22 protein-coding genes are annotated in these 22,941 nt (G+C 65.9%); 5 read left to right on the forward strand and 17 right to left on the reverse strand.

What is annotated here, in order from left to right; translation table 11 throughout:
* Positions 1 to 415 precede the first annotated feature (415 nt).
* Positions 416 to 1,447 (forward strand): patatin-like phospholipase family protein, encoded by a 1,032-nt coding sequence (locus BUA54_RS03305; RefSeq protein WP_072855749.1) that lies wholly within the window; start codon positions 416 to 418, stop codon positions 1,445 to 1,447.
* Here BUA54_RS03305 and BUA54_RS03310 read toward each other — a convergent pair.
* The 5 genes from BUA54_RS03310 to BUA54_RS03330 form a co-directional block, all read right to left on the reverse strand.
* Entirely contained in the window at positions 1,440 to 2,042 is a 603-nt protein-coding gene (locus BUA54_RS03310) for a LysE/ArgO family amino acid transporter (RefSeq protein ID WP_072855750.1), read from the reverse strand. The two genes, BUA54_RS03305 and BUA54_RS03310, sit on opposite strands and share 8 nt — an antisense overlap.
* The gene (locus BUA54_RS03315) at positions 2,039 to 2,767 is read right to left on the reverse strand and encodes a DUF502 domain-containing protein (protein WP_072855751.1); all 729 of its coding nucleotides are present in this window, start codon (positions 2,765 to 2,767) and stop codon (positions 2,039 to 2,041) included. Before BUA54_RS03315 ends, BUA54_RS03310 begins: the two co-directional genes overlap by 4 nt.
* A gap of 78 nt (positions 2,768 to 2,845) precedes the next feature.
* Positions 2,846 to 3,760, reverse strand: a complete 915-nt coding sequence (locus BUA54_RS03320; RefSeq protein WP_072855752.1) for a pseudouridine-5'-phosphate glycosidase — start codon at positions 3,758 to 3,760, stop codon at positions 2,846 to 2,848.
* Entirely contained in the window at positions 3,757 to 4,650 is an 894-nt protein-coding gene (locus BUA54_RS03325; protein ID WP_072855753.1) for a PfkB family carbohydrate kinase, read from the reverse strand. Before BUA54_RS03325 ends, BUA54_RS03320 begins: the two co-directional genes overlap by 4 nt.
* A 47-nt stretch (positions 4,651 to 4,697) precedes the next feature.
* Entirely contained in the window at positions 4,698 to 5,498 is an 801-nt protein-coding gene (locus tag BUA54_RS03330; protein ID WP_072855754.1) for a DUF4198 domain-containing protein, read from the reverse strand.
* On the opposite strand from BUA54_RS03330, the gene BUA54_RS03335 reads away from it, so the two are divergent.
* The 3 genes from BUA54_RS03335 to tsf all read left to right on the forward strand — a co-directional run bounded on the left by BUA54_RS03335 (position 5,497) and on the right by tsf (position 8,718).
* Positions 5,497 to 6,831: a HupE/UreJ family protein gene (locus tag BUA54_RS03335; RefSeq protein WP_072855755.1), complete on the forward strand. Its 1,335-nt coding sequence runs from the start codon at positions 5,497 to 5,499 to the stop codon at positions 6,829 to 6,831. The genes BUA54_RS03330 and BUA54_RS03335 overlap by 2 nt on opposite strands.
* 153 nt (positions 6,832 to 6,984) lie before the next feature.
* On the forward strand, positions 6,985 to 7,758 hold the full coding sequence (gene rpsB / locus BUA54_RS03340) for a 30S ribosomal protein S2 (protein ID WP_072855756.1): 774 nt from the start codon (positions 6,985 to 6,987) through the stop codon (positions 7,756 to 7,758).
* A gap of 87 nt (positions 7,759 to 7,845) precedes the next feature.
* The gene (tsf, locus tag BUA54_RS03345; RefSeq protein WP_072855757.1) at positions 7,846 to 8,718 is read left to right on the forward strand and encodes a translation elongation factor Ts; all 873 of its coding nucleotides are present in this window, start codon (positions 7,846 to 7,848) and stop codon (positions 8,716 to 8,718) included.
* 191 nt (positions 8,719 to 8,909) lie between these two features.
* Here tsf and BUA54_RS03350 read toward each other — a convergent pair whose 3' ends face one another.
* The 5 genes from BUA54_RS03350 to BUA54_RS03370 form a co-directional block, all read right to left on the reverse strand.
* Positions 8,910 to 10,259, reverse strand: coding sequence for a TrkH family potassium uptake protein (locus BUA54_RS03350; protein WP_178352701.1), 1,350 nt, complete (start codon positions 10,257 to 10,259; stop codon positions 8,910 to 8,912).
* Between the two features lie 4 nt (positions 10,260 to 10,263).
* The gene (locus tag BUA54_RS03355; protein WP_072855758.1) at positions 10,264 to 10,926 is read right to left on the reverse strand and encodes a potassium channel family protein; all 663 of its coding nucleotides are present in this window, start codon (positions 10,924 to 10,926) and stop codon (positions 10,264 to 10,266) included.
* Positions 10,927 to 11,165: 239 nt separating this feature from the next.
* Entirely contained in the window at positions 11,166 to 11,951 is a 786-nt protein-coding gene (locus BUA54_RS03360) for a LuxR family transcriptional regulator (RefSeq protein ID WP_072855759.1), read from the reverse strand.
* 170 nt (positions 11,952 to 12,121) lie between these two features.
* Positions 12,122 to 13,150, reverse strand: a complete 1,029-nt coding sequence (locus tag BUA54_RS03365) for a phosphotransferase family protein (protein ID WP_072855760.1) — start codon at positions 13,148 to 13,150, stop codon at positions 12,122 to 12,124.
* A gap of 51 nt (positions 13,151 to 13,201) precedes the next feature.
* Positions 13,202 to 14,164, reverse strand: coding sequence for an NAD(P)H-dependent flavin oxidoreductase (locus BUA54_RS03370; RefSeq protein WP_072855761.1), 963 nt, complete (start codon positions 14,162 to 14,164; stop codon positions 13,202 to 13,204).
* 123 nt (positions 14,165 to 14,287) lie between these two features.
* Here BUA54_RS03370 and gndA point away from each other — a divergent pair, with 123 nt between their 5' ends.
* Complete coding sequence (gene gndA / locus BUA54_RS03375) at positions 14,288 to 15,688, forward strand: NADP-dependent phosphogluconate dehydrogenase (RefSeq protein WP_072856133.1); 1,401 nt, start codon at positions 14,288 to 14,290, stop codon at positions 15,686 to 15,688.
* Here the strand turns inward: gndA and BUA54_RS03380 are convergent.
* The 7 genes from BUA54_RS03380 to BUA54_RS03410 all read right to left on the reverse strand — a co-directional run bounded on the left by BUA54_RS03380 (position 15,685) and on the right by BUA54_RS03410 (position 22,772).
* Entirely contained in the window at positions 15,685 to 16,866 is a 1,182-nt protein-coding gene (locus tag BUA54_RS03380; RefSeq protein WP_072855762.1) for a M24 family metallopeptidase, read from the reverse strand. The two genes, gndA and BUA54_RS03380, sit on opposite strands and share 4 nt — an antisense overlap.
* 39 nt (positions 16,867 to 16,905) lie before the next feature.
* The gene (gene phoB / locus BUA54_RS03385) at positions 16,906 to 17,592 is read right to left on the reverse strand and encodes a phosphate regulon transcriptional regulator PhoB (protein ID WP_072855763.1); all 687 of its coding nucleotides are present in this window, start codon (positions 17,590 to 17,592) and stop codon (positions 16,906 to 16,908) included.
* Positions 17,593 to 17,596: 4 nt separating this feature from the next.
* Positions 17,597 to 18,307, reverse strand: coding sequence for a phosphate signaling complex protein PhoU (gene phoU, locus BUA54_RS03390; RefSeq protein WP_425434944.1), 711 nt, complete (start codon positions 18,305 to 18,307; stop codon positions 17,597 to 17,599).
* 12 nt (positions 18,308 to 18,319) lie between these two features.
* Positions 18,320 to 19,120 carry a phosphate ABC transporter ATP-binding protein PstB gene (gene pstB / locus BUA54_RS03395; RefSeq protein ID WP_072855765.1) on the reverse strand — a complete coding sequence of 267 codons (801 nt, stop codon included), beginning with the start codon at positions 19,118 to 19,120 and terminating at the stop codon, positions 18,320 to 18,322.
* A gap of 10 nt (positions 19,121 to 19,130) precedes the next feature.
* Positions 19,131 to 20,450, reverse strand: coding sequence for a phosphate ABC transporter permease PstA (pstA, locus tag BUA54_RS03400; RefSeq protein WP_072855766.1), 1,320 nt, complete (start codon positions 20,448 to 20,450; stop codon positions 19,131 to 19,133).
* Positions 20,447 to 21,652 carry a phosphate ABC transporter permease subunit PstC gene (pstC, locus tag BUA54_RS03405; RefSeq protein WP_072855767.1) on the reverse strand — a complete coding sequence of 402 codons (1,206 nt, stop codon included), beginning with the start codon at positions 21,650 to 21,652 and terminating at the stop codon, positions 20,447 to 20,449. The genes pstA and pstC overlap by 4 nt, the downstream gene beginning before the upstream one ends.
* An 82-nt stretch (positions 21,653 to 21,734) precedes the next feature.
* Positions 21,735 to 22,772, reverse strand: coding sequence for a PstS family phosphate ABC transporter substrate-binding protein (locus tag BUA54_RS03410; protein ID WP_072855768.1), 1,038 nt, complete (start codon positions 22,770 to 22,772; stop codon positions 21,735 to 21,737).
* Between the last annotated feature and the right edge of the window lie 169 nt (positions 22,773 to 22,941).

Raw genomic sequence — 22,941 nt, forward strand, 5'->3', positions numbered from 1 at the left:
TTGTTTCCGGTGAAGCTAAAGAAGGTTTCAAGGTTTTTCAAACTTTTGCCTTGGATACCTGCGCGGAAGGGATTATACAGAACTCACTGCTCGATAGGTTTCTTGCCTGTATGAAACCTGCCTCAATAACTACACCCCGGCTTCGCGCCGGGGTTTTTTTTCGTCCGACGCCATGTTTTGAAGGGGTTAACGCGGGTCGAATCGGGGGGCAAGGGCCAATCGCCCCGCCCACTGTGCGAGGGCGACTCAGTCAAATCCACTTCGTTTCGCAACCCGCTGTCCTGAGTCGCTTTTTTGCGAATCAGGGGAGGGCCGGATAATTTTCGGGTAAGGTGTCGGCGGTGCCGAGCGACCTTGGCATCCGCGGGCCGTCCATGCGATGACACTGCAGTCGCAGCACGAAGGGACAACCGCCATGATCCGCATCAATCTCGGCCTGCAGGGCGGCGGTGCCCACGGTGCATTCACCTGGGGCGTGCTCGACCGTCTGCTGGACGAAGAGGACATCGAGGTGGCTGCGATTTCGGGCACCTCGGCGGGGGCGATGAACGCGGCAGCCTTCAAGGCGGGGCTCGTCGGCGGCGGGCGGCAGGGCGCCCGCGACAATCTCGACTGGTTCTGGGAACAGGTCGGCGCAGTCAACGCACCGTTCCTGCAGGACTGGCTGGCGGCAATGGCGCCTTCGGTCAAGGGATGGGCCGCGGCGCTGGAGCTCTCGCCCGCCTACCGCGCCTTCGACAGCGTGACGCGCATGACGTCGCCCTATGTCTACGGGCCCATGCTGCGCAACCCGCTGGCGCGGATCCTGGGGGATCTGCGGTTCGAGCATGTTTGCAGCGCCGCGGGGCCCCGCCTGTTCGTGGGTGCGACCAACGTGCGGACCGGCAAGATTCGCGTCTTCGCGGGGGAGGAGATTACCGTTGACGCGCTGCTCGCCTCTGCCTGCCTGCCCACGCTGTTCCAGGCGGTAGAGATCGCCGACCCCGCGACCGGCAGGACGGAAGCGTTCTGGGATGGCGGATACACCGGCAATCCCGCGCTCTTTCCCCTGTATGAAAAGGACCTGCCCGACGACATCCTGATCGTCGGCATCAATCCGATCGTGAGAGAGGAACTGCCGAAGACACCCGAAGCCATCGCCAACCGCATCAACGAGATTGGGTTCAACACCTCTCTCTTGCGGGAGTTGCGGTCGGTCGATTTCGTGCGGCGGCTGCTGGACGATCACAAGATCACGCCCGGCACGATGAAGCGCGTGCTGATCCACATGGTCGACGACGACCACCTGATGAACGAGCTGAACGTGGCGACCAAGACCATCCCGGTGCCCGTCATCCTCGCCCGGCTGAAGGCGGCGGGGCGGGCGGCGATGGACGGCTTCCTGAAGGATCACAAGGGCGATCTTGGCCAGCGCGACTCGGTCGATCTGCGCGCGATGTTCAGCTGAGCAGCTTGGCCGCCAGCGCCCACATCACCAGTCCGATACCGGTGTCCAGCACCCGCCACGCGTGGGCGGACTGCATCACCGGTCCCATCAGACGCGCGCCATAGCCGAGGCTGAAGAAGAAGACGAAGGATGCCGCGACGGCGCCTGCGCCGAAGGCTGTCTTTGGCGCGGTCCCGTGAAAATCGGTCGAGATGGCGCCGATCAGGCCCAGCGTATCAAGATAGACATGTGGATTCAGCCAGGTGAAGGCGGCGGCAGTGGCCAGCGTCGGCCAGAGCCCGCGCGTCTGGCCCGCCAGCTGCAGCGCGTAATCCCCGCGCCATGCCGCGATCAGGCGCTGCAACCCGTAGACGACAAGGAACGCGGCCCCCGCCAGCGCCATGACGCGCGGCAGACCGGGCCAGAGGGCGACGATCGCGCCGAACCCCAGCACGCCCGCCGTGATCAGCACCGCGTCGGAGGCGGCGCAGAACAGGCACAGCCAGAACACATGCGCCCGCGCCAGCCCCTGCCGCAGGACAAAGGCATTCTGCGCGCCGATGGCAAGGATCAGGGAAAATCCCGTCGCGAATCCCGTCAGCGCCGCCGCGATCATGCGGTCACGGGCGGCAGCTTCGGATCCTTCGGGTTGGGATAGACGAGGCCGGCGGAAATCACGAGCTTGGCCGCGTCCTCCACCGTCATGTCAAGCACGATGACCTTGGACCGGGGCAGGAACAGCAGAAAGCCAGAGGTCGGGTTCGGCGTCGTCGGCAGGAAGACGGTCGCGATCTCCTCGTCCCCGGGCAGGCGTGCGGCGATCTCTCCCTTCGCGGCGGTCGAAATGAAGGCGATGGCCCAAAGTCCATCTCGGGGATATTCGACGAGGCAGGCGTGATCGAAGGAGGTGTCGCGCTGGCTGAAGACTGTCTCTGCGATCTGCTTCACGCCGTTGTAGATGCTGCGCACGATGGGCGTGCGGTCGACGAGGCGCTCTCCTGCCCGGATGACGGCGCGCCCGATGTAGCCCTTGCCGATCCAGCCGACGATCACGGTGAAGACGAGGAAGATCACGACGCCGATGCCGCGGACGTTGACGGCGATGGGCGGCGCGCCATCGGTGCCGAACCAGCGGTTGATCAGTGCGTCCGGGCGGTAGCGTCCGGGCACGAAGGGCCAGACCCAGCCGTCGATCCAGCCCACGACCGTGTAGATCAGCCAGAAGGTCATCCCGATCGGGGCGACGATGATGAGGCCGGCCAGAAAGTTTCCGCGCAACCGCCCGATCAGGCCGGCACGGCGCGGACGCCTGATTTCTTCGGGATGGGGGTCGTGGCTCATGAACGGGTCCGTGCGAAGGTGTCGCACAGATATGCGGCGGCGCGGCGCTTCACAAGCGCGCGCGCACCGCCGGTCCCATCATGATGCGGCGCTGCCCATTTCGATGGCGATTGCCGCGGCCAGACGCGCGTTGTTGCGCACCAGCGCGATATTGGCGGTCAGCGACCGCCCGTCGGTCAGGGTAAAGATCCGGTCCAGCAGGAAGGGCGTGACGGCCTTCGCGCTGATGCCCTGCGCCTCTGCATCCGCCAGTGCCTCCGCGATGATCGGCGACAGGTCGGCGGCGGGAATTTCGTCCGCCTGCGCGATCGGGTTGCAGACCAGTTGCCCGCCGGGCAGACCCATGACGTTGCGCACGACCATCGCGGTCGCGATGTCGCGGGCGGTGTCCATGCGCAGGGGCGCCGCCATGCCGCTGTCGCGCGACCAGAAGGCGGGCAGGGTGTCCTGACCATAGGCGATCACGGGAACGCCAAGGGTTTCAAGCACTTCGTAGGTCTTGTTGAGGTCGAGGATCGCCTTCGCCCCCGCCGCCACCACGGTCACGGGCGTCTGCGCCAGCTCGTGCAGGTCGGCGCTGATGTCGAAGGTCGTCTCGGCCCCGCGATGCACGCCGCCGATGCCCCCCGTGGCAAAGACAGCGATGCCCGCCAGATGCGCCGCGATCATCGTGGCGGCCACGGTCGTGGCGCCGGTGCCGCCGATGGCGATGCAGGCGGCAAAATCGGCGCGGGACAGCTTGGCGACATCCTTTGCCTGACCCAGTGCCGTCAGCGCGTCATCCTCCAGCCCGATGTGCAGGGTGCCGTCGATCACCGCGATCGTGGCGGGCACGGCACCGGCGTCGCGCACGTCCTGTTCCACCAGACGCGCCGTCTCGACGTTCTGCGGATAGGGCATGCCGTGGGTGATGATGGTGCTTTCCAACGCCACGATGGCGGTGCCTGCATCCCGTGCGGTCTGCACTTCGGCGCTGAAGGTCATGGGGATCATAGGGGGGTCTCTCCGGATACGTAGGCGGCCGCGGCGTCGAGCGCGCGGGCAAGGGCGGCGCGGCGGTCGAGGCCCTGCCGTTCGGACGCGATATGCGCGGCCATGAAGGTGTCGCCGGCGCCGGTCACGCGGGTGACGAGGACGCTGGGCGGATGGGCGGTGATGACGTCGCCGGCGGTGCCTTCGGACGCGGCGCGCCCGCCGTCGGTGACCAGCACCCGGTGTGCGCCACGCGTCAGCAACGCCGCGCAAGCCTTTGCGCTGTCATCGAAATGCGTCTGGCACAGAAGACCCGCCTCTTCGAGGTTCACGTAAAGCGTGGCCGAGGGATGGCCGAGCAGCGCCAGCAGACGCTCGGCCTTGCCCGGGCTGGCCGGCGCGACCCGCAGATCGGCGCGCGCAAACAGCGGCGAGGTGGCGATGCTGCGCAGCAGATCTTCGGTCAGGTTGCCGTCGAGGGCGACGGACCCGGCGTAGGGCGCATCCGCGGTGCCAAGCCGTCCGTCGGACAGTGGCCGCAGGATCTTGTCGCCCGCCGCTTCCAGCGAATGGGCGTCGGCGATGGCGGCGATCAGGCCGTTCGCGGCTTCGATCGCCATGTACACGTCCGTCGGCAGATCGTCGGAGCGGTAGATGTGGTCACAGATCAGCCCCATGCCCTGCGCCTCCGCCACCAGCGCGTCACCGTCCACGTCGCGGCCGATGACGGTCAGCAGGGCAGGGCTCAGGCCAAAACGCTTCAGCGTCATCGCGATGTTCATGGCGACGCCGCCGGGCAGGCGGGTGATGCGCCCGGGCACGTCCGCCCCCGCCCGCATGTGGCTGGCGGTGCGGCCGATCACGTCCCACAGGACGGAGCCGATGCAGATGATGTCAGGGGCGGCGCTCATGCGGCCCTTTTGGCGCGGCGGGTCGCCGCGCGCAAGGTGGAGCGGCGTCAGTCGGGAACGGCCCAGGTCATGTTGGCCCAGAGCGTTTCCCACAGGGCGCCGGTTTCGGCGGCCAGATCCGCGGCGGGTTCGCGGATCAGCACGGCGTCCGCCATGTAGGTATAGCCGGGCTGCACCGGCACCGTGACCATGCCCTGATCGTCGGTCTTGAGGAAGGTTTGCGTGACCGTGCCGTCGGGGCTGCGGTCGTAGACCTCGAACCGAACGTTGGCGCGGGGCGCGTCGCCGTACCACAGCTGGAATTTCATGCCGTCCGCCAGATCGTCCGCATAGGGATTGGTCAGGGCCACGATCTCGGTTTCCAACCCGTCGCGCTGGTCGGCGCCCTGGCCGTCGCCCACGGCAACGAGCGACTTGGAATAGCGGGAATAGACCTCGCGAAAAGCCTCCTCGGCAAAGCCACGTTCGCGGTGGCGGTCGAGGATGCCGGGGAAATCCTTGTGTTCGGTGAAGCGCACGAAGGTGTCCCAGTCCTTGTAATCCACGGTCGCGTTCTGCGCCTGATAGACGAGGACGTTCAGCCCCTCCGGCGGATTCGGGATCTGGACGGCGGGAATGTCGCCCGTCCGGCCCGCGACGGGGCTGGCCGTGCCGTTCACGACATCGTCAAACCGCACGAACCGCTGTGGCAGATAGGGCAGCTTCTGCCCGACGTAGTCCGAGCCGTTGACAATCTGGGCCATCAACGTAGCGTCCGGGTTCACCGTGTAGTCGAGCGGCTGCAGCCAGTATTCATGGGCGCTGACGGGCGACGCGAGCAGAGCAAGCATAAGGGTAAGACGACGCATGAAGAGTTCCTTTCGGGTTGATGGCAGGGTGTTCCTCCTGCGGCTGTTGTCAAGCTTTGCCCTGCTGACGCTCACGCTCGCGTCACCGGCTCGGGCGCACGAGGTGCTGCCGTCGATCACCGACATGACGCAGGACGGCGCGACGCTTGTCTTCGACATGCGGCTGAATATCGAAAGCTTTCTGGCCGGAATCGATCAGGACGCCGTCGCCGACACCGCCGAATCGGCGCAGGCGGCCACCTATGACGAACTGCGCGCCCTGCCTGCGGAAGAACTGGACACCCGGTTCCGCGACTTCTGGCCCGACATGGCGGACAACATCACCGTGCAGGCGGGCGATACCGATCTTGCGCTGACCCTAACCGACGTGCAGGCGGCAGAGGTTGGCGACGAAAGCATCGCCCGCCAGTCCGCCATCCAGTTCACCGCCGCCCTGCCCGAAGGGGCCGACAGCGTGCGGATTGGCTGGATCCGCCCCTACGGCACGCTGGTCGTGCGTCAGATGGGGGTGGAGGACCCTTACGACGGCTTCCTCGAGGCCGGGCAGATGTCCGACCCGATCGTGCTGACGGGCGGCAATGCCATGGGGGCTGCGGCGACCTTCTTTTCCTACGTGCCGACGGGGTTCGACCATATCGTGCCGCTGGGCGTCGATCACATCCTCTTCGTGCTGGGCCTGTTCTTTCTGTCCACCCGCATGCGGCCGCTGCTGTGGCAGGTCAGCGCCTTCACGCTGGCGCATACGATCACGCTGGCGCTGGCGGCATTGGGCTACGTCACCGTTCCGGCCAGCATCGTGGAGCCGCTGATCGCCCTGTCGATCGCCTATGTCGCGGTCGAGAACATCTTTCTGCGGACCCTGTCGCCCTGGCGGCCCTTCGTGATCTTCGGCTTCGGGCTGCTGCACGGGCTCGGCTTCGCCTCCGTCCTCGCGCAGTTCGGCCTGCCGGAGGCGAATTTCGTGCCCGCCCTGATCGGCTTCAACATCGGGGTCGAGATCGGGCAACTTTGCGTGATCGCGGTGGCTTACCTCTGCGTCTACATGGCGCGCGAATACAGCGAGAGGGGCGAGCGCAGCGGCATGGCGGCGGCGCTTTACATGGTGACGGCGGCGGTGGTGCTGGCCATCGCGATCCCGCTGTCGATCTGGGCGCCGGACCTGCTGGGCGACCTGTTCCCGCTGCTGGCGATCATCGCCGTCCTGCTGGGCCTGTCGGCGGTGGCGGTGAACGTGGGGCAGTACGACACCTATACCACGATGATCGCCATGCCCGCGTCGGTGCTGATCGCGCTGGTCGCGGTCTTCTGGGTGATCGAGCGCGTGTTCCTCTGACAGGCTTGCAACGGGGCGCGCCCGCGGCTATAGGGCGCGCACGTATCCCGCAGGCGGGGGCGGGTGAGGCGGGGAGACATCCCGTCTGATCCACCGGTTGGGCCATTTCGGCCTGATACCCCCGCCGAGGCTAAACCGGAAAAGGATAAGACCATGGCTCTTCCCGAGTTCTCCATGCGTCAGCTGCTGGAAGCTGGCGTTCACTTCGGCCACCAGACCGCACGCTGGAACCCCAAGATGGGTGAATACATCTACGGCGCGCGCAACGGCATCCACATCATGGACCTGACGCAGACCGTTCCGATGCTGGATCAGGCCCTGCAGGTCATCCGTGACACCGTCGCCAAGGGCGGCCGCATCCTGTTCGTCGGCACCAAGCGTCAGGCGCAGGCCCCGATCAAGGACGCCGCAGAGAAATCCGCGCAGTTCTACATGAACCACCGCTGGCTGGGCGGCACGCTGACCAACTGGCAGACCGTGTCCCAGTCGATCAACCGTCTGAAGCAGATCGACGAAGCCTCCGAGAACGGCTTTGCCGGCCTGACCAAGAAAGAGCGTCTGGGCATGGAGCGCGAGCAGGGCAAGCTGACCGCCTCGCTCGGCGGCATCCGCGAAATGGGCGGCGTGCCCGACCTGATCTTCGTCATCGACGTGAACAAGGAAGACCTTGCGATCCTCGAAGCGCAGAAGCTGGGCATCCCGGTCGTGGCCGTGGTCGACACCAACTGCTCGCCCAAGGGCGTCGACTACGTCATCCCCGGCAACGACGACGCCGCCCGCGCGATCCAGCTCTACTGTGACCTCGCCGCCCGCGCCGCCCTTGACGGCATGAGCGCGCAGCTGGGCGCCGCCGGCGTCGACATGGGCGCCATGGAAGAGCTGATGGCCGAGGAAGAGGCCGCCGGCCAGCAGACCGCCGACGCCTGAGCGTCACGGACGGCTGCGACAAGATAGGGCAGGGGCCGTGCGCCTCTGCCCGTTTCAAATGAATTTCCCCACTTCAGGAGAGTGAGCATGGCAATCACCGCTTCAATGGTCAAGGAACTGCGCGAATCCACCGGCGCAGGCATGATGGACGCCAAGAAGGCGCTGACCGAGACCGACGGCGACATGGAAGCCGCGGTCGACTGGCTGCGCACCAAGGGTCTGGCCAAGGCCGCCAAGAAATCCGGTCGCACCGCTGCCGAGGGCCTCGTCGCCGTGGCGACCGAAGGCGGCAAGGGCGTCGCCGTCGAGGTGAACTCCGAAACCGACTTCGTCGGTAAGAACGCCGACTTCCAGCGCATGGTCGGCAAGATCGCCACCGCCGCGATCGCGGTCGAGACGGTCGAAGAGCTGAAAGCCTCCTCCGTCGACGGCAAGACCATCGAGCAGACCGTGACCGATGCCATCGCCGTGATCGGCGAGAACATGTCCGTGCGCCGCATGGCGACCGTGCACGGCACCAATGTCGTGTCCTACGTCCACAACTCCGTCGCACCCGGCATGGGCAGCATCGGCGTGCTGGTTGGCTTCGACGGCTCTGACGAAGGCTTCGCCCGTCAGGTCGCGATGCACATCGCCGCCGCCAACCCCGCCGCCCTGGGCGAGGCCGATCTGGACCCGGCCGTGGTCGAGAAGGAAAAGTCCGTGCAGATGGACATCGCCCGCGAGTCCGGCAAGCCGGAAGCGGTGATCGAGAAGATGATCGTCGGCCGCATGGCGAAGTTCATGGCCGAATCGACCCTGATGGGTCAGGCCTTCGTCGTGAACCCCGACCTGACCGTCGAGAAGGCCGCCGAGGAAGCCGGCGTGAAAATTACCGGTTTCGTGCGTCTGGAAGTGGGCGAAGGCATCGCGGTGGAAAAGGAAGACTTCGCCGCCGAGGTCGCCAAGCTGAACGGCTGATTACTCAGATCCGATCGAAAGGGCGCGCCGGAGGTCTCTCCGGCGCGCTTTTTCGTGGGCTGTGCATGGGGCAGGGGGTTTCGGTTCGCCTGACGCGAACCGACCGGGCGGGGGGCTAGCCCCCCGCACCCCCCAAGGTATTTTCGACGAGAAGAAGGGGACCCGGCGCCGCGGCAACGGTTCGCGCGCGGTCAGCCGAGGTAAATCTGGCCCGCGGGATAGCGCACGCGCGGGACGCTGCGGGTGGCGAGGAAGAAGCCGATGGTCAGCGGGCCGACCCGGCCGATGAACATGATGATCATGATCAGCGTCAGCCCGAAGGTGTCGAGTTGCGCGGTGGCCCCCCGCGACAGGCCGACGGTGCCGAAGGCCGAGGTCACTTCGAACATCAGGTCGAGAAAGTTGCCGTCGTGGCTGATCGAGACCGCGAAGAGCCCCAGCGCCACCAGCAGCATGCTGACCGTGGTCAAGGCCATGACCTTCATGATCTCTTCCATCTTCAAGCTGCGGCCGAAGACGTGCAGCGTCGTCGAGCGGCGGAAGAAGGCCGCAGTGGCAAGGATCAGCACGATCAGCGTCGTGACCTTGATGCCGCCGGCGGTGGAGGTGCTACCGCCGCCGACCAGCATCAGCAACATCGTCATCAGCGTCGTGCTGTCGTGCATTTCGGCGGTGTTGATCGTGTTGAACCCGGCGGTGCGTGGCGTCACAGCCTGAAACCAGCTGGCCCAGAGCTTCGTCGCGGTGTCCGGCAGGTCGCCCAGCGTGCCGGGGTTGTTCCATTCCAGCGCCGCGAAGGTCACGAAGCCCCAGACGATCAGGGCCGCCGTGCCGACCAGCATCAGCTTGGAATGCAGGGTCAGCCGCGACCACTTGCGCTTCTGGTAGATGTCGCCGACGACGATGAACCCGAGACCGCCGAGGATGAAGAGGGCGGGGATCACGATGTTCACCACCGGATCGCCGACGTAGAGGCTGAGGCTGCCGGGAAACAGCGCGAAACCCGCGTTGTTGAAGGCAGAGACCGCGTGGAAGGCGGAATACCAGAGGCCTTGCGCCCAGCCGAACTGCGGCACCCAGACCCAGGCCAGCGCCAGTACGCCGACCGCCTCGCACAGCAGGGCGACGGAGAAGATGATCCTGACCAGCACCGTGAGGTTGTTCAGCGTGGTCTGGTTCAGGTCCTCGCGCAGGATCAGGCGCTGCGGCATGCCGATGGGAATGCCCATCGCCGACAGCACCAGCACGGCGAAGGTCATCAGGCCAAGCCCGCCCAGCTGGATCAGGACCATGATGACCGCCTCGCCGAAGAGGCTGAAGGTCGTGCCGATGTCCACCGTCGACAGGCCCGTCACGGTGACGGCAGAGGTCGAGATGAAGAGGGCGGTGAACAGGCTGATCTGCTCTTGCGTCGAGACCGGCAGCCAGAGCAGCAGGCCGCCCACAATCACCGATCCCAGATAGAGCAGCGCCAGCACCGCCGGCGGCGGAATGCGAAGGCTTTGCAGGTGCAGTCGGCCACGGGCGCGTTTCAGGTCCATGGGATCAGAGGCTTGCCGCGAAGTCGCGCAGATCCTTGCGCTGGCCCAAAAGCAGCAGCAGGTCATCGCGCTGCAGGGTGCAGCCCGATCCGTCCTGTCCCACGAATTCCGTCCCCCGCATCACGCCGACGCAACGCAGGTCGTAGTCCTGCGTATGCGGCAGTTCCGCCAGCTTGCGGCCTTCGAGGCTTTCGGGGATGCGGAAGTTCACCACGTGGTAGCCGTTGCCGAGGCTCACGTAGTCGCGCACCAGCGGATTGTGCATCACCTGCGCAATGTGCTGACCGACCTCGACCTCTGGCTGGATGACGCGGTCGACGCCGAGTTTCAGCAGGATCCGGTGGTGGGTCTTGGTGCGGGCCTTGGCCCAGACCACGGGCACGCCGATCAGCTTGAGGTTCATGACCGCGACGATCGATGCCTCCAGATCGTCGCCCATGGCGACGAGGCCCACGTCGCAATCGCCGATTCCGGCCTCGCGCAGGGCGACATCGTCGCGGGCGTCGACGATCATTGCCTGAGAGATCTTCTCGATCATGTTCGCCACGGCCTGTTCGTCCGAATCCACGCCGATCACGTGATTGCCGAACCGGGCCAATTCCGTGCCGACCGTGCTGCCGAAAATCCCGAGACCGACGATCCCGAAGGTTCTCTTGCCCTGTGCCATACGCGCTTTCCGATGCCTGTTCTGGCGCGCAAGCTACAGCATTGGCGAGTGGTGGAAAGGGCGAAGCGGCAGATCGCGGCAATTCGCGCGGGCCGTGTCGGGGTGGACGAAAAATGGCCGGGCCCGGACCGGAGAGCCTGATAATTGTCAGGTTTGCACGGCCCGGGTGTCCGACGAGGCCCAAGGCCAATCGATGATCGAACCTCGTCACCCTGACGATTGACCCAAGGTAAGGAAAGTCAGGTTTTCCTGACCTTAACGTCAGCTTCCGCTGTGCCAACGAACATCTGGTTGGTGAATGCGGCCTTCAGCACCGCCTGCGCGGTGGTTTCCACGCCAAGGGCGCTGCGGGCCAGACGCAGGTGCTTTTCCACCGTGGCGACAGTCAGTCCCAGAAGGGTCGCGATGTCCTGCGTCGTCTTGCCGTCACCGGCCCATTGCAACACCTCCAGCTGCCGCTGGGTCAAAGGGCGGCAGCCCGATTGCGGCAGTGTCATCAGCTTGAGGTGCATGACGTTGTTCAGGATCAGCAATTCCGTCTGGTGAACGTTCCAGATCGCATCGACCTCGGCCTGCGTCCGGTCCGGTCCGCCGACCAGCGCGATGGCGGCGGCCGTCCGGTCAGAGGTGGTGTGAAAGCTGATCGTGACGCCAGCGGTGATGCCGAAGCGCTGGTTGAAGGCCAATACCTCCATTTCCCGCGGAGACATTGCATCGCGCGCGACGCGGTCGCGGATGGTCTGCCAGCTGATGTGTTCGCCCGGATGGTTCAGCGCCCAGTGGATCATGGGCGCGTGGTGGATATGGCCCAGGCCGACGTAGTCGCGCATGAAGCCGTCCGGGTATGTCGTCAGCACGGTCCAGTCCAGCGGATCGCCGAGGGACGCGCGGTTGCGGTATCGGGTGCAGCCATACAGCAGATGATCGAACCCGTAGGACCGCATGGCGGCGCAATGGCCTTGCCACAGCAGCTGGTCCGTCTCGGCGCCGGTCAGAGCGGCAAGATGCGCGACGAGATCGGTCATGCGGTATGCACCTTGATGCGCCGGGGGGCGATGGTATGGCGATCGAGGCAATGCACGAGTTGATCCTAGACCGTGGTGAAGCTGCGAGGCAACGGCGTTGCGCCCAACGACTTTATTTTACATAATACTGATTACGCGCGCGAGAGTTACGCTGGATGTGGTGCGCCCCGTCAGTCTGTCACAGTTATTGCAGCTTCCAGACCTTGCCGCGCGAATTCCGGCACGTAGGCCCCAAGTTTTGCGGCTTTTTTCGGGTTGGCAGCGTTGCCGGACAGGCCACGCGCCTTTACCCCCTGCAGGATCGCCGCCATGCGGAAGAAGCAGAACGCGAGGTAGAAGTTGAACCGCGGGATTCCGTCCAGACCCGTGCGTTTGCAATAGGATGCTACGAAGGCCTCATCCGTTGGCAGACCCGCCGCCGCCCGGTCGACACCGGCCAGACCGCGCCCGTCCGGCCCCGGCGGCATACGCCATTGCATGATGACGGCTGCAAGGTCCGCGAACGGATGGCCCAGCGTCGACAGCTCCCAGTCCAGCACGGCCACGACATCGGTGCCGTCGGCGGCGAACAGCAGGTTGTCGATGCGGTAGTCGCCGTGCACCAGCGTCCGTCGCCCATCGTCCGCTGGCTGATGGTCCTCCAGCCAGCGTATCAGCGCCTCCATCTCCGCGATCTTCTCGGTGGCCGAGGCGCGGTATTGCTTGACCCAGCGTGCGATCTGGCGACCGTAGTAGTCGCCCCCCGGCCCATAGTCCGTCAGGCCGACCGCCGTCAGATCGACGCTGTGGATCGCGGCGAGCGTCCGGCCCATGGAGTCGATGATCGCAGCCCGGTCCGCCGGAGTCTGGTCCGGCAGTCGCGGATCGTCGAAGCTGCGTCCTGCGACGTGGTCCATAATATAGAACGGCGCGCCGATCACCGCCGGATCCTCGCAGAGCAGATGCATCCGCGGCACCGGGACATCGGTGTCCCACAGCGCCCGCTGCACCGCGAACTCCCGCTCGACCGCATGGGCCGATTTCAGCAGCGTGCCGCCGGGCTTGCGCCGCAGGACGTAGTCGCCGGCGGGCGTCGCGATGCGGAACGTCGGATTTGACTGACCGACCTGAAACCGATGCACCGTGACCGGCCTGTCCAGCCCCGGCAGACGTCCCTCGACCCAGCTCGCGACGGCACGAATATTAAGATTTTCAGCCATCTGTCCGGCGTCCTTCATGCGTCGTGCGAGCCCTGAACCGGCGGACATGGGTCACAGCGCCAGCCTCTGCCGGGCGGCGGCATACTCGCGTCCGATCCGGGCGATCAGGTCGGCGGCGGGCACGACGTCCCGGACCGCCCCGATGCCCTGCCCCGCGCCCCAGATCGCGCTCCATGCCTTGGGCTTGGACGCGCCGTCGGCAAAGTTCATGTCGGTCTGGCTGGCAGGCAGGTTGTCGGGGTCGAGCCCCGCCTTGCGGATCGACGGCCCGAGGTAATTGCCGGACACGCCGGTAAACAGCGCGGAGGTCACGATGTCCGACGCGCCGCTGTCCACGATCATCTGCTTGTAGTCCGGTGCGGCATTCGCCTCTTTCGTCGCGATGAAGGGCGAGCCGACGTAGGCCAGATCCGCGCCCATGGCCTGCGCCGCCAGCACAGCGTCGCCGGTGGCGATAGCGCCGGACAGCAGCAGCGGCCCGTCGAACCAGTCGCGGATTTCCCGGATCAGGGCAAAGGGCGACTGATGCCCCGCGTGCCCGCCTGCCCCGGCGGCCACGGCGATCAGGCCGTCGGCCCCTTTCTCGATCGCCTTGCGGGCGAAACGGTCGTTGATGACGTCGTGCAGCGCAATCCCGCCGCAGGAATGGGCGGCCTCGTTCACCTCTGGCCGCGCGCCAAGGGACGTGATCCAGATCGGCACCTTCCAGCGGGCGCAGATCTCCAGATCCCGCTCCAGCCGGGCGTTGGACCGGTGCACGATCTGGTTGACCGCGAATGGCGCCGCCGGCGTGTCGGGATGCGCCTGATTCCAGCGGTCCAGCGCCTCGGTGATGCGCTTCAGCCAGGCCTCCAACATGACCGACTCGCCTTCGCCCTCGCGGGCATTCAGCGCCGGAAAGCTGCCGACGATCCCGGCGCAGCACTGGGCGATGACAAGGTCGGGGTGCGAGACGATGAACAGCGGCGCCGCCACCATCGGCACCCGCAAGCGTGACAGAACATCCGGTAACATGCTGATCCTCCCGCAAGCCGCTGGCACCCACCTTATGGACTGGCGCCGGGGGGGCAACCCGTCACCCTGTTGTTTCGTGGCGTCACGATCTATGTCCTGTGGCAATCGGAATCGGAGAGCGACATGACCACAAGCGAGATCGGCCTGCTGGGCCTTGGCACCATGGGAGCGGCCCTGGCCCTGAACATCGCGGACCACGGGTTCGACATCGCGGTCTACAACCGCACCACCGCCGTCACCCGCGACTTCAAGCGCGACGCCGGCGATCTGTCGGACCGGATCACCCCGACGGAAAGCCTGCAGGATTTCGTCGCCGCCATCGCCAAGCCCCGCGCGATCATCCTGATGGTCCCCGCGGGCGATCCCGTCGATCAGCAGATCGCCGCCCTGCGCCCATTGCTGGACGACGACGACCTGATCATCGACGCGGGCAATGCCAATTTCCACGACACCAACCGCCGCGCGAGAGAGGCGGGCGACAAGCCCTTCCTCGGCATCGGCGTGTCCGGCGGTGAGGAAGGCGCGCGCTTTGGCCCGTCGATCATGGGCGGCGGCAAGAAGGCGTCATGGGACCGTGTCGCGCATATCCTGACCGCCATCGCCGCCGACCACGAAGGCACCCCCTGCGCCACATGGATGGGCGAGGAAGGCGCCGGGCACTTCGTCAAGGCGGTCCACAACGGCATCGAATACGCTGACATGCAGATGATCGCAGAGGTCTACGGTATCCTGCGCGACGGCATGGGACTCGACAACGCCGCCATTGCCGCGGTCTTCGACCGCTGGAACGCGGGCCCTCTGAAATCCTACCTGATCGAGATCTCGGCCCGCGTGGCAGAGGCGAAGGATACGGACACCGGCCGCCCCCTCCTCGACATCATCACCGACGCGGCGGGCCAGAAAGGCACCGGCCGCTGGACCGCGATCGAGGCGCAGCACCTCGGCGCCCCCGTCCCCGCCATCGAGGCCGCCGTCGCCGCCCGCAACCTGTCCGCCGCGCGCAACCTGCGCAAGATCGGCGAGGAGATGTACGGTGCCGCCCCGCAGCCGCTGGATGGCGCGCTGTCCGAGGACCAGCTGGAACAGGCGCTGATCGCGGGCAAGATCATCTGCTACGCGCAGGGCTTCCAGATGATCTCTGCCGCCTCCACCCAGTTCGGCTGGAAACTGCCCCTGCCCGACATCGCCCGCGTCTGGCGTGAAGGCTGCATCATCCGCTCCGTGATGCTGGACGACATGGCGACGGCGCTGACCCAGACGCCGGACGAAAACCTGATGTTCGCCGCTAAGTTCGCCGACGATCTGAAGGCGAACCACACAGCCCTGCGGCAGGTCGTGGCGCAGGCGGCGCTGCACGGTCTGGCGGTGCCGGCCCTGTCGTCGGGTCTGGCCTATTTCGACACCATGCGCACGGCGCGCGGCACCGCCAACATGCTGCAGGGCCAGCGCGACTACTTCGGGCGCCACGGGTTCGAGCGGCTGGACCGCGACGGCAAGGACTATCACGGCCCCTGGGCCGACTAGGCCTTCACCACCAGACCGGGGGGCGTGGCGCACAGCCGCTCCGCCCCGCGGTCGGTGATCAGGATCGGCTCCGTGATCTCGATCCCGCCATCGTCGAGCCAGAGCGCCGGCATGAAATGGAAGGTCATGCCGGCCTGAAGGGTCGTGGTGTCCCCGGCGCGCAGCGACATGGTGCGTTCGCCCCAGTCCGGCGGATAGCTCATGCCGATGGAATAGCCGACTCGGCTGTCCTTGTGAAAGCCGTGCGCCGCCAGCGTGCCGTTGAAGACGCGCGCCAGATCCTCACAGCGCACGCCGGGCTGCGCCATGCCCAGCACCGCCTCCGTCGCCTCGCCCACGGCGGCCTCCGCCCGGCGATAGGTGTCCGGCACCTCGCCCAGGAACAGCGTGCGCGACTGCGGGCACTGGTAGCGCCGGTAAGCCCCTGCGATTTCAAAGAATGTCGGCACGCCGCGGGTCAACGGGCTGTCGTCCCACGTCAGATGCGGCGCCGTCGCGTCCCGGCCCGAGGGCGCCATCGGCACGATGGCCGGGTAATCCCCCCAATGGCCGTCGGCGCCTTCGATCCCCGTCGCCATGATCTGCGCCACCAGATCGTTCTTGCGCATGCCCTCCTCCGCCACTTCGGCGATATGGGCGTGCATCCGGGTCACGATCGCACCGGCGCGGCGCAGATAGGTAATCTCCGTCGGGGATTTCAGCGCGCGGCACCAGTTCACAAGACCGGTGGCGTCGATCATCGCGGCCTGCGGCAATCCTGTCAACAACGTCTCGTAAGCCGCTGCGGTGAAATAGTAATTGTCCTTTTCGATCCCGATGCGCCTGGTGTCCCAGCCACAGGCCCGCACCAGACCGCACAGGTCCAGCATCGGATGCTTCACCGGGTTCTGCACAAAGCTGTCGTCGTAGCCGTGGATGTGGTCGTCGGGCATCCAGACCGTGCGCAGCGCCCCGGCCCCGTCCATGGTCCGGCCCCACCAGCGCGGAGGGACGTCAGGACCGACAAGCACCCCCTGATGCACGTAGAACGACCAGCCGTCGTAGCCTGTCAGCCAGCCCATGTTGCTGGGATCTGTGATGAACAGGCAGTCGAGGCCCGCATGTTCCATCGCGGACCGCACGCGGGCCAGACGGGCGGCGTATTCCTCGGGCGAGAAGGCGGGATTCGGATGTGTCATGGTGCGACTATGCGCCCGCCCCCACGCACCGCGCAACGCCTATCCCAGCGCGTAGCCCGCCCCGCGCACCGTCCGCACCGGATCGCTGCCGCCGGTCGCCGTCAGCGCCTTGCGCAGCCGTCCGACGTGCACGTCCACGGTCCGCGTATCGACATAGATGTCGCGCCCCCAGACCCGGTCCAGCAGCTGGTCGCGCGACCAGACGCGCCCCGGTTTCTCCATGAAGGTGGACAGCAGCCGGAACTCCGTCGGACCCAGCTTCAGAGAGGTGCCGTCGCGGCTGACCCGGTGGGTTTCCGCATCCAGCAGGATGTCGTCGAATGCCAGCACCTGCCCCACCGTCGTCGGCCGCACGCGGCGCAGCTGGCTGCGCACGCGCGCCATCAGTTCCGTCACCGAATAGGGCTTCGTGACATAGTCGTCCGCCCCGGTTTCCAGTCCGCGGACCTTGTCGACCTCTTCGGACCGGGCCGAGAGCATGATGATCGCGATGCCCCGGGTGGCCGGGTCCATCTTCAGGCGGCGACAGACCTCGATCCCCGTCACGCGCGGCAGCATCCAGTCCAGCACCATGACGTCCGGCGCATCCTCGGCCACCAGCAAAAGCCCCTCCTCGCCGTCCTCGGCGCGGCTGACCCGGAAACCCTCCGCCTCGAGGTTGTAGGCCAGCACCTCGCGCTGCGCCTCCTCGTCCTCGACGATCAGGACATGGGGTTGCGGTGCCATGGGCCTACTCCGGCTCCTTCATGTAGGACGTGCGGTCGCTCTTGGGACGCGCCTCCTCCGGCATCTCTCCGGTGATGAGGTAGATAACCTGTTCCGCCATGTTGGTCGTCAGATCGCCCATCCGTTCGATGTTCTTGGCCATGAAATGCAGGTGCATGCAGGCGGTGATGTTGCGCGGATCCTCCATCATGAAGGTCAGGAATTCCCGGAACAGGGCGTTGTACATCTGGTCCACGTCCTGGTCGTGCTGGCGCACGTCCTCGGCCATCTGCGCGTCGCCCTTGATGTAGGCATCCAGCGTGTCCTTCAGCATCCCCTGCACTTCCCGGGCCATGCGGCGCAAGGATGCCTCCGCGCCCGCGATCGGCGTCATGTCCACGAGGACAGAGGTGCGCTTCGCCATGTTCTTGGCATAGTCGCCGATCCGTTCCAGCGCCGCGGCCAGCCGCAGCACCGTCAGCACCGACCGCAGGTCCTTGCTGACCGGCGCCCGCAGGGCGATCGTACGCGCCGCCGCCTCGCTGATTTCCATCTCCAGCGCGTCGATGGCCTTGTCGCCCGCGCGGACCTTCTCGGCCAGTTCCACGTCGCGGTTCGCAAGGCTTTCGGCGGCCTGCAGGATCGCATCCTCGACCAGCCCGCCCATCTTGAGGATCAGCGTCGTGATCGCATCCAGATCGCGGTCGTAGGCAGAGGAGATATGTTGCTCTTTCACGGGTGCCATTCCTTATCCGATCCGGCCAGAGATGTAGCTTTCGGTGCGTGGATCCTCGGGGTTGGTAAAGATCCGGTCGGTCTCGCCGTATTCCACCATGTTGCCAAGGTGAAAGAAGGCTGTCTTCTGGCTGACGCGGGCCGCCTGCTGCATGGAGTGCGTCACGATGACGACCGAATAGCTCTGCCGCAGCTCGTCGATCAGCTCTTCCACCTGCGCCGTGGCGATGGGGTCAAGCGCAGAACACGGCTCGTCCATCAGCAGGACCTCCGGCTCCGTCGCCACGGCGCGGGCGATGCACAGGCGCTGTTGCTGGCCGCCGGACAACCCGGTCCCCGGTTCCTGCAGGCGGTCCTTCACCTCGTCCCAGATCGCGCCGCGGCGCAGGGCACGTTCGACGATCTCGTCAAGGTCGGACTTGTTGCGGGCAAGGCCGTGGATCTTCGGCCCGTAGGCCACGTTGTCGTAGATCGACTTCGGAAACGGGTTCGGCTTCTGGAACACCATGCCGACCTTGGCGCGCAGCTGCACGGGATCGACGCGGGGGTCGGTGATGTCCTCGCCGTCGATCAGGATGTCGCCGGTCACGCGGGCGATGTCGATGGTGTCGTTCATCCGGTTGATGCAGCGCAGGAACGTCGACTTGCCGCAGCCCGACGGCCCGATGAAGGCGGTGACGGTCTTGTCCGCGATCTCGACGCTCACGTCCTTGATGGCGTGTTTCTCGCCGTAATAGACGTTCACGTTCCGGGCCGAGATCTTGGTGTCCTGCTGTGCGTTCATCGCCCTGTCCATTCGATACATATCTTCCATGTGGCGTCCCCTACCAGCGGCGTTCGAAGCGGCGGCGCAGCACGATGGCCACCGTATTCATGATCAGCAGAAACACCAGCAGCGTGATGATGGCCCCCTGCGCACGTTCGACGAAGGCCGGATCGGCGCGCTGCGTCCAGTTGTAGATCTGCACCGGCAGCGCGGTCGAGGGATCGCCGAAGAGACCGGTGGCCGATGAATAGGCCTCCGGGTAGTCGCGCACGAAGGCGACCATGCCGATCAGCAGCAGGGGTGCGGTTTCCCCCAGCGCCTGCGCCAGACCGATGATCGTGCCGGTCAGGATGCCCGGTGCGGCCAGCGGCAGGACGTGGTGAAACACGCTTTGCATCTTGCTGGCACCCACACCCAGCGCCGCATCGCGGATCGACGGCGGCACGGCCTTCAGCGCCGCCCGGGTCGAGATGATGATCGTCGGCAGCGTCATCAGCGCCAGCACCATGCCCCCCACCAAGGGCGACGACTGGTTGAACTGCATGAAGTTGATGAATATCGCGAGCCCGAGGATACCGTAGACGATGGAGGGTACGGCGGCGAGGTTGGCGATATTCACCTCGATCACGTCGGTCCAGCGGTTCTTCGGCGCAAACTCTTCAAGGTAGATGCTGGCCGCGACGCCGATGGGCAGCGCCAGCACCAGCACCACGATCATCATGTAAAGGCTGCCCAGGATCGCGACACCCAGACCGGCGGCTTCGGGGCGCTGGTCGGACGCATCGGGCGCGGTCAGGAAGGCCCAGTTGAACTTGATCTGCATGATGCCCGCGTCGCGCAGCTTGTCGGCCAGGTCCAGTTTTTCCGGGCTGGTGTTCTGGTCGAGCGCGGCACTCGCCATCGTCACGCGGCCCTTGAAATAGCCGTCGATGCGCCCGTCCGCCAGCAGGCTGAACCGTTCCGGCTGACCGATCAGGTCCGGGTGCGCCAGCACCCGGTTGCGGACCGTGGCGGCGGCCTCCTTGGAAATCAGGTCGCCGATCTCCTTCTCGCTCAGATCGGTCTGGATGCCGGCCTCTGCAATGGCGTTGACCAGCCCGTCGCGCAGCAGCGGCGCATAGCCGATGGTCGTGACCTTGCTCATCACCGCCATGTCGCGGGTGCCGGACTTGTCCAGCTTCGCCTCTGGCAGCGGCACGTCGACGGTGATGTAGGTCTGGCGGAAGGCACCGATGCCCTGCGTCACGACGGATGTCAGCAGGATCACCAGCGCCACCATGGCGATGCCGATGGCGGCGGCGCCGTAGGCCTTGAAGCGGCGCTCTGCCGCGTTGCGCCGCTTGGTGCGCGCATCGGCGGAATACAGGGACTTGGTCATTCGTATTGCTCCCGGTAGCGGCGCACGATGTAGAGGGCGAGGACGTTCAGCCCCAGCGTGATGACGAAGAGTGTCAGACCCAGCGCGAAGGCGACCAGCGTCTCTGGCGAGGCAAAGTCGGTGTCGCCGGTCAGCTGGCTGACGATCTTGACGGTGACGGTGGTCATCGCCTCGAAGGGGTTGAGGCTGATGCGGGCCGCGGCCCCTGCCCCCAGCACCACGATCATCGTCTCGCCGATGGCGCGGGATGCGGCCAGCAGCACGGCGCCGACGATGCCGGGCAGCGCGGCGGGCACGACGACCTGACGGATGGTTTCCGACTTGGTGGCGCCAAGCCCCAGCGACCCGTCACGCATCGACTGCGGCACCGCGTTGATGATGTCGTCGGACAAAGAGCTGACGAAGGGGATCAGCATGATCCCCATGACAAGACCCGCGGTCATGACCGAGGACGCCGAGTCGCCGAACCCCATCGGCTGCGCGAAGTAATCGCGCAGGAACGGACCCACCGTCGTCAGGGCGAACAGGCCGTAGACGATCGTCGGGATGCCGGCCAGAATCTCGATCGCCGGCTTGACGATGCCGCGGATCCGGGGGCCTGCGTATTCGCTCAGGTATATTGCGGCGAAGAGGCCCGTCGGCACGGCGAAGGCCAGCGCGATGAAACTGATGTAAAGCGTGCCCCAAAGCAGCGGGATGATCCCGAGGTCGGAATTGCCGCGGAAATTGGGCGACCAGTTGGTCGAGAAGAAGAACTCGGTCCACGGATACTGGCGGAAGAAACTGATCGTCTCGAACAGCATCGAAAACACGATGCCGACGGTCGTCAGGATCGCGATGGTCGAGGCGCCGATCAGCAGCCCCTTGATCCATGTTTCCGACGCGGTGCGGGCGCGGAAGGTGTTGGACACCTTCACCACCGAAAGGACGACGCCGGCCACGGCCAGCGCCATGATCGCCAGCGGCACCCACAGCGGCGCGGCGCCGCGGTATTCCATGATCCGCGCCGCCATCAGCCAGGCGATGATCGCCAGCAGCGGCGGCACCACGGTGGACAGGATCGCGTTCAGCCCGTGCTGCTTGGGCAGCGAGGCAAGGTGACGGATATCGCCCCCCGATACGGACAGCGCCCGACGCCGGGCAAGGAACGACCCGACGATGGCAAGCACGATGATGACCAGAAGGGGCAGCGTCAGGGACATGTGGCAGCTTTCGGTCTGACGTGTGGAAGGGGTCGGACCGGATGCGCAGCGCACCCGGTCCGGGGATTAGGCTTGCGCCTGATTACATGGTGGTCTCGTCGGCCACGGCGGACTGGGTCGTGGCCAGCTCGGGGTCGGACACCAGACCGTATTCGGCAAGCGGGCCGTCGGGGCCGGCCATGTCGTCGCTGACGAAGAACTCGGCGTATTCCTTCAGGCCGGGGATCGTGCCGATGTGCTGCTTCTTGACGTAGAAGAACAGCGGACGCGACACCGGATAGTCGCCAGAGGCGATGGTCTCGGTCGACGGCTCCACACCGCCCATGGTCGCGACCTTCAGCTTGTCGGTGTTGTTCTCGTAGAACGACAGGCCGAAGACGCCGACGCCGTTGGGGTTCGCGTCGATGCGGGCCAGCGTCTCGGTGTAGTCGCCGTCGATGTCGACCGACATGCCGTCGGTGCGGATCGCCATGCAGGACGCTTCGGCCGCGTCTTCGTCGCCGCCGTTGATCGTCAGGATCTGCTCCATCGCGCCGCTGTCCTCGCAGCCCTGCAGGATGACCTTCTCTTCGAACACTTCACGGGTGCCGTGCTTGGTGCCGGGGATGAAGGCCATGATGTCCGCATCGGGCAGATCGCCGTTCACTTCGTTCCAGTTGCCGTTAGGGTTCGCAACCATCGCGCCGTCGACGGGCAGCTCGGCGGCCAGCGCGGTGTACCAGTCGGCGGGGGTGAAGGCAGTGAAGGCCGGGCCGTCGATCTGGCTGGCAAAGACGATGCCGTCATAGCCGATGCGCACTTCCATGATGTCGGTCACGCCGTTGGCGGTGCAGGTCTCGCGCTCGGAGTCCTTGATCGGGCGGGATGCGTTCGCGATGTCGACGGTGTTTTCGCCCACGCCCTCGCAGAACCGCTTCAGACCGGCGGAAGAGCCGCCGGATTCGACGACCGGCGTCGGGAAATCGAAGTTCTCGCCAAAGGCTTCGGCGACGATGTTGGCATAGGGCAGGACGGTGGACGATCCCGCGATCTGCACGTTGTCGCGGCCTTGCGCGGCGGCGACGGTCGCCGTGGCGGCGGTGATCGCAAGGGCAGAGGTCGCGATTTTCATGAATGACATGTGTTGCTCCTGTCAGGCTTCGTGGATCGAACCCCCCGGGTCCGACCGCTGCCGTCCACCTATGGTCCGGCAGCTACGCTTTTGTGACAGCCGTGTAAAAGTTTTATGACAGCGCCAAAGTTAACGTGACGGTAGCTATTTCCTGCGCAGCGGCTAGGATCGCGGCAAC

Origin of the sequence: Loktanella atrilutea, from assembly GCF_900128995.1 — a bacterium.
GTDB classification, from domain to species: Bacteria; Pseudomonadota; Alphaproteobacteria; order Rhodobacterales; family Rhodobacteraceae; genus Loktanella; species Loktanella atrilutea.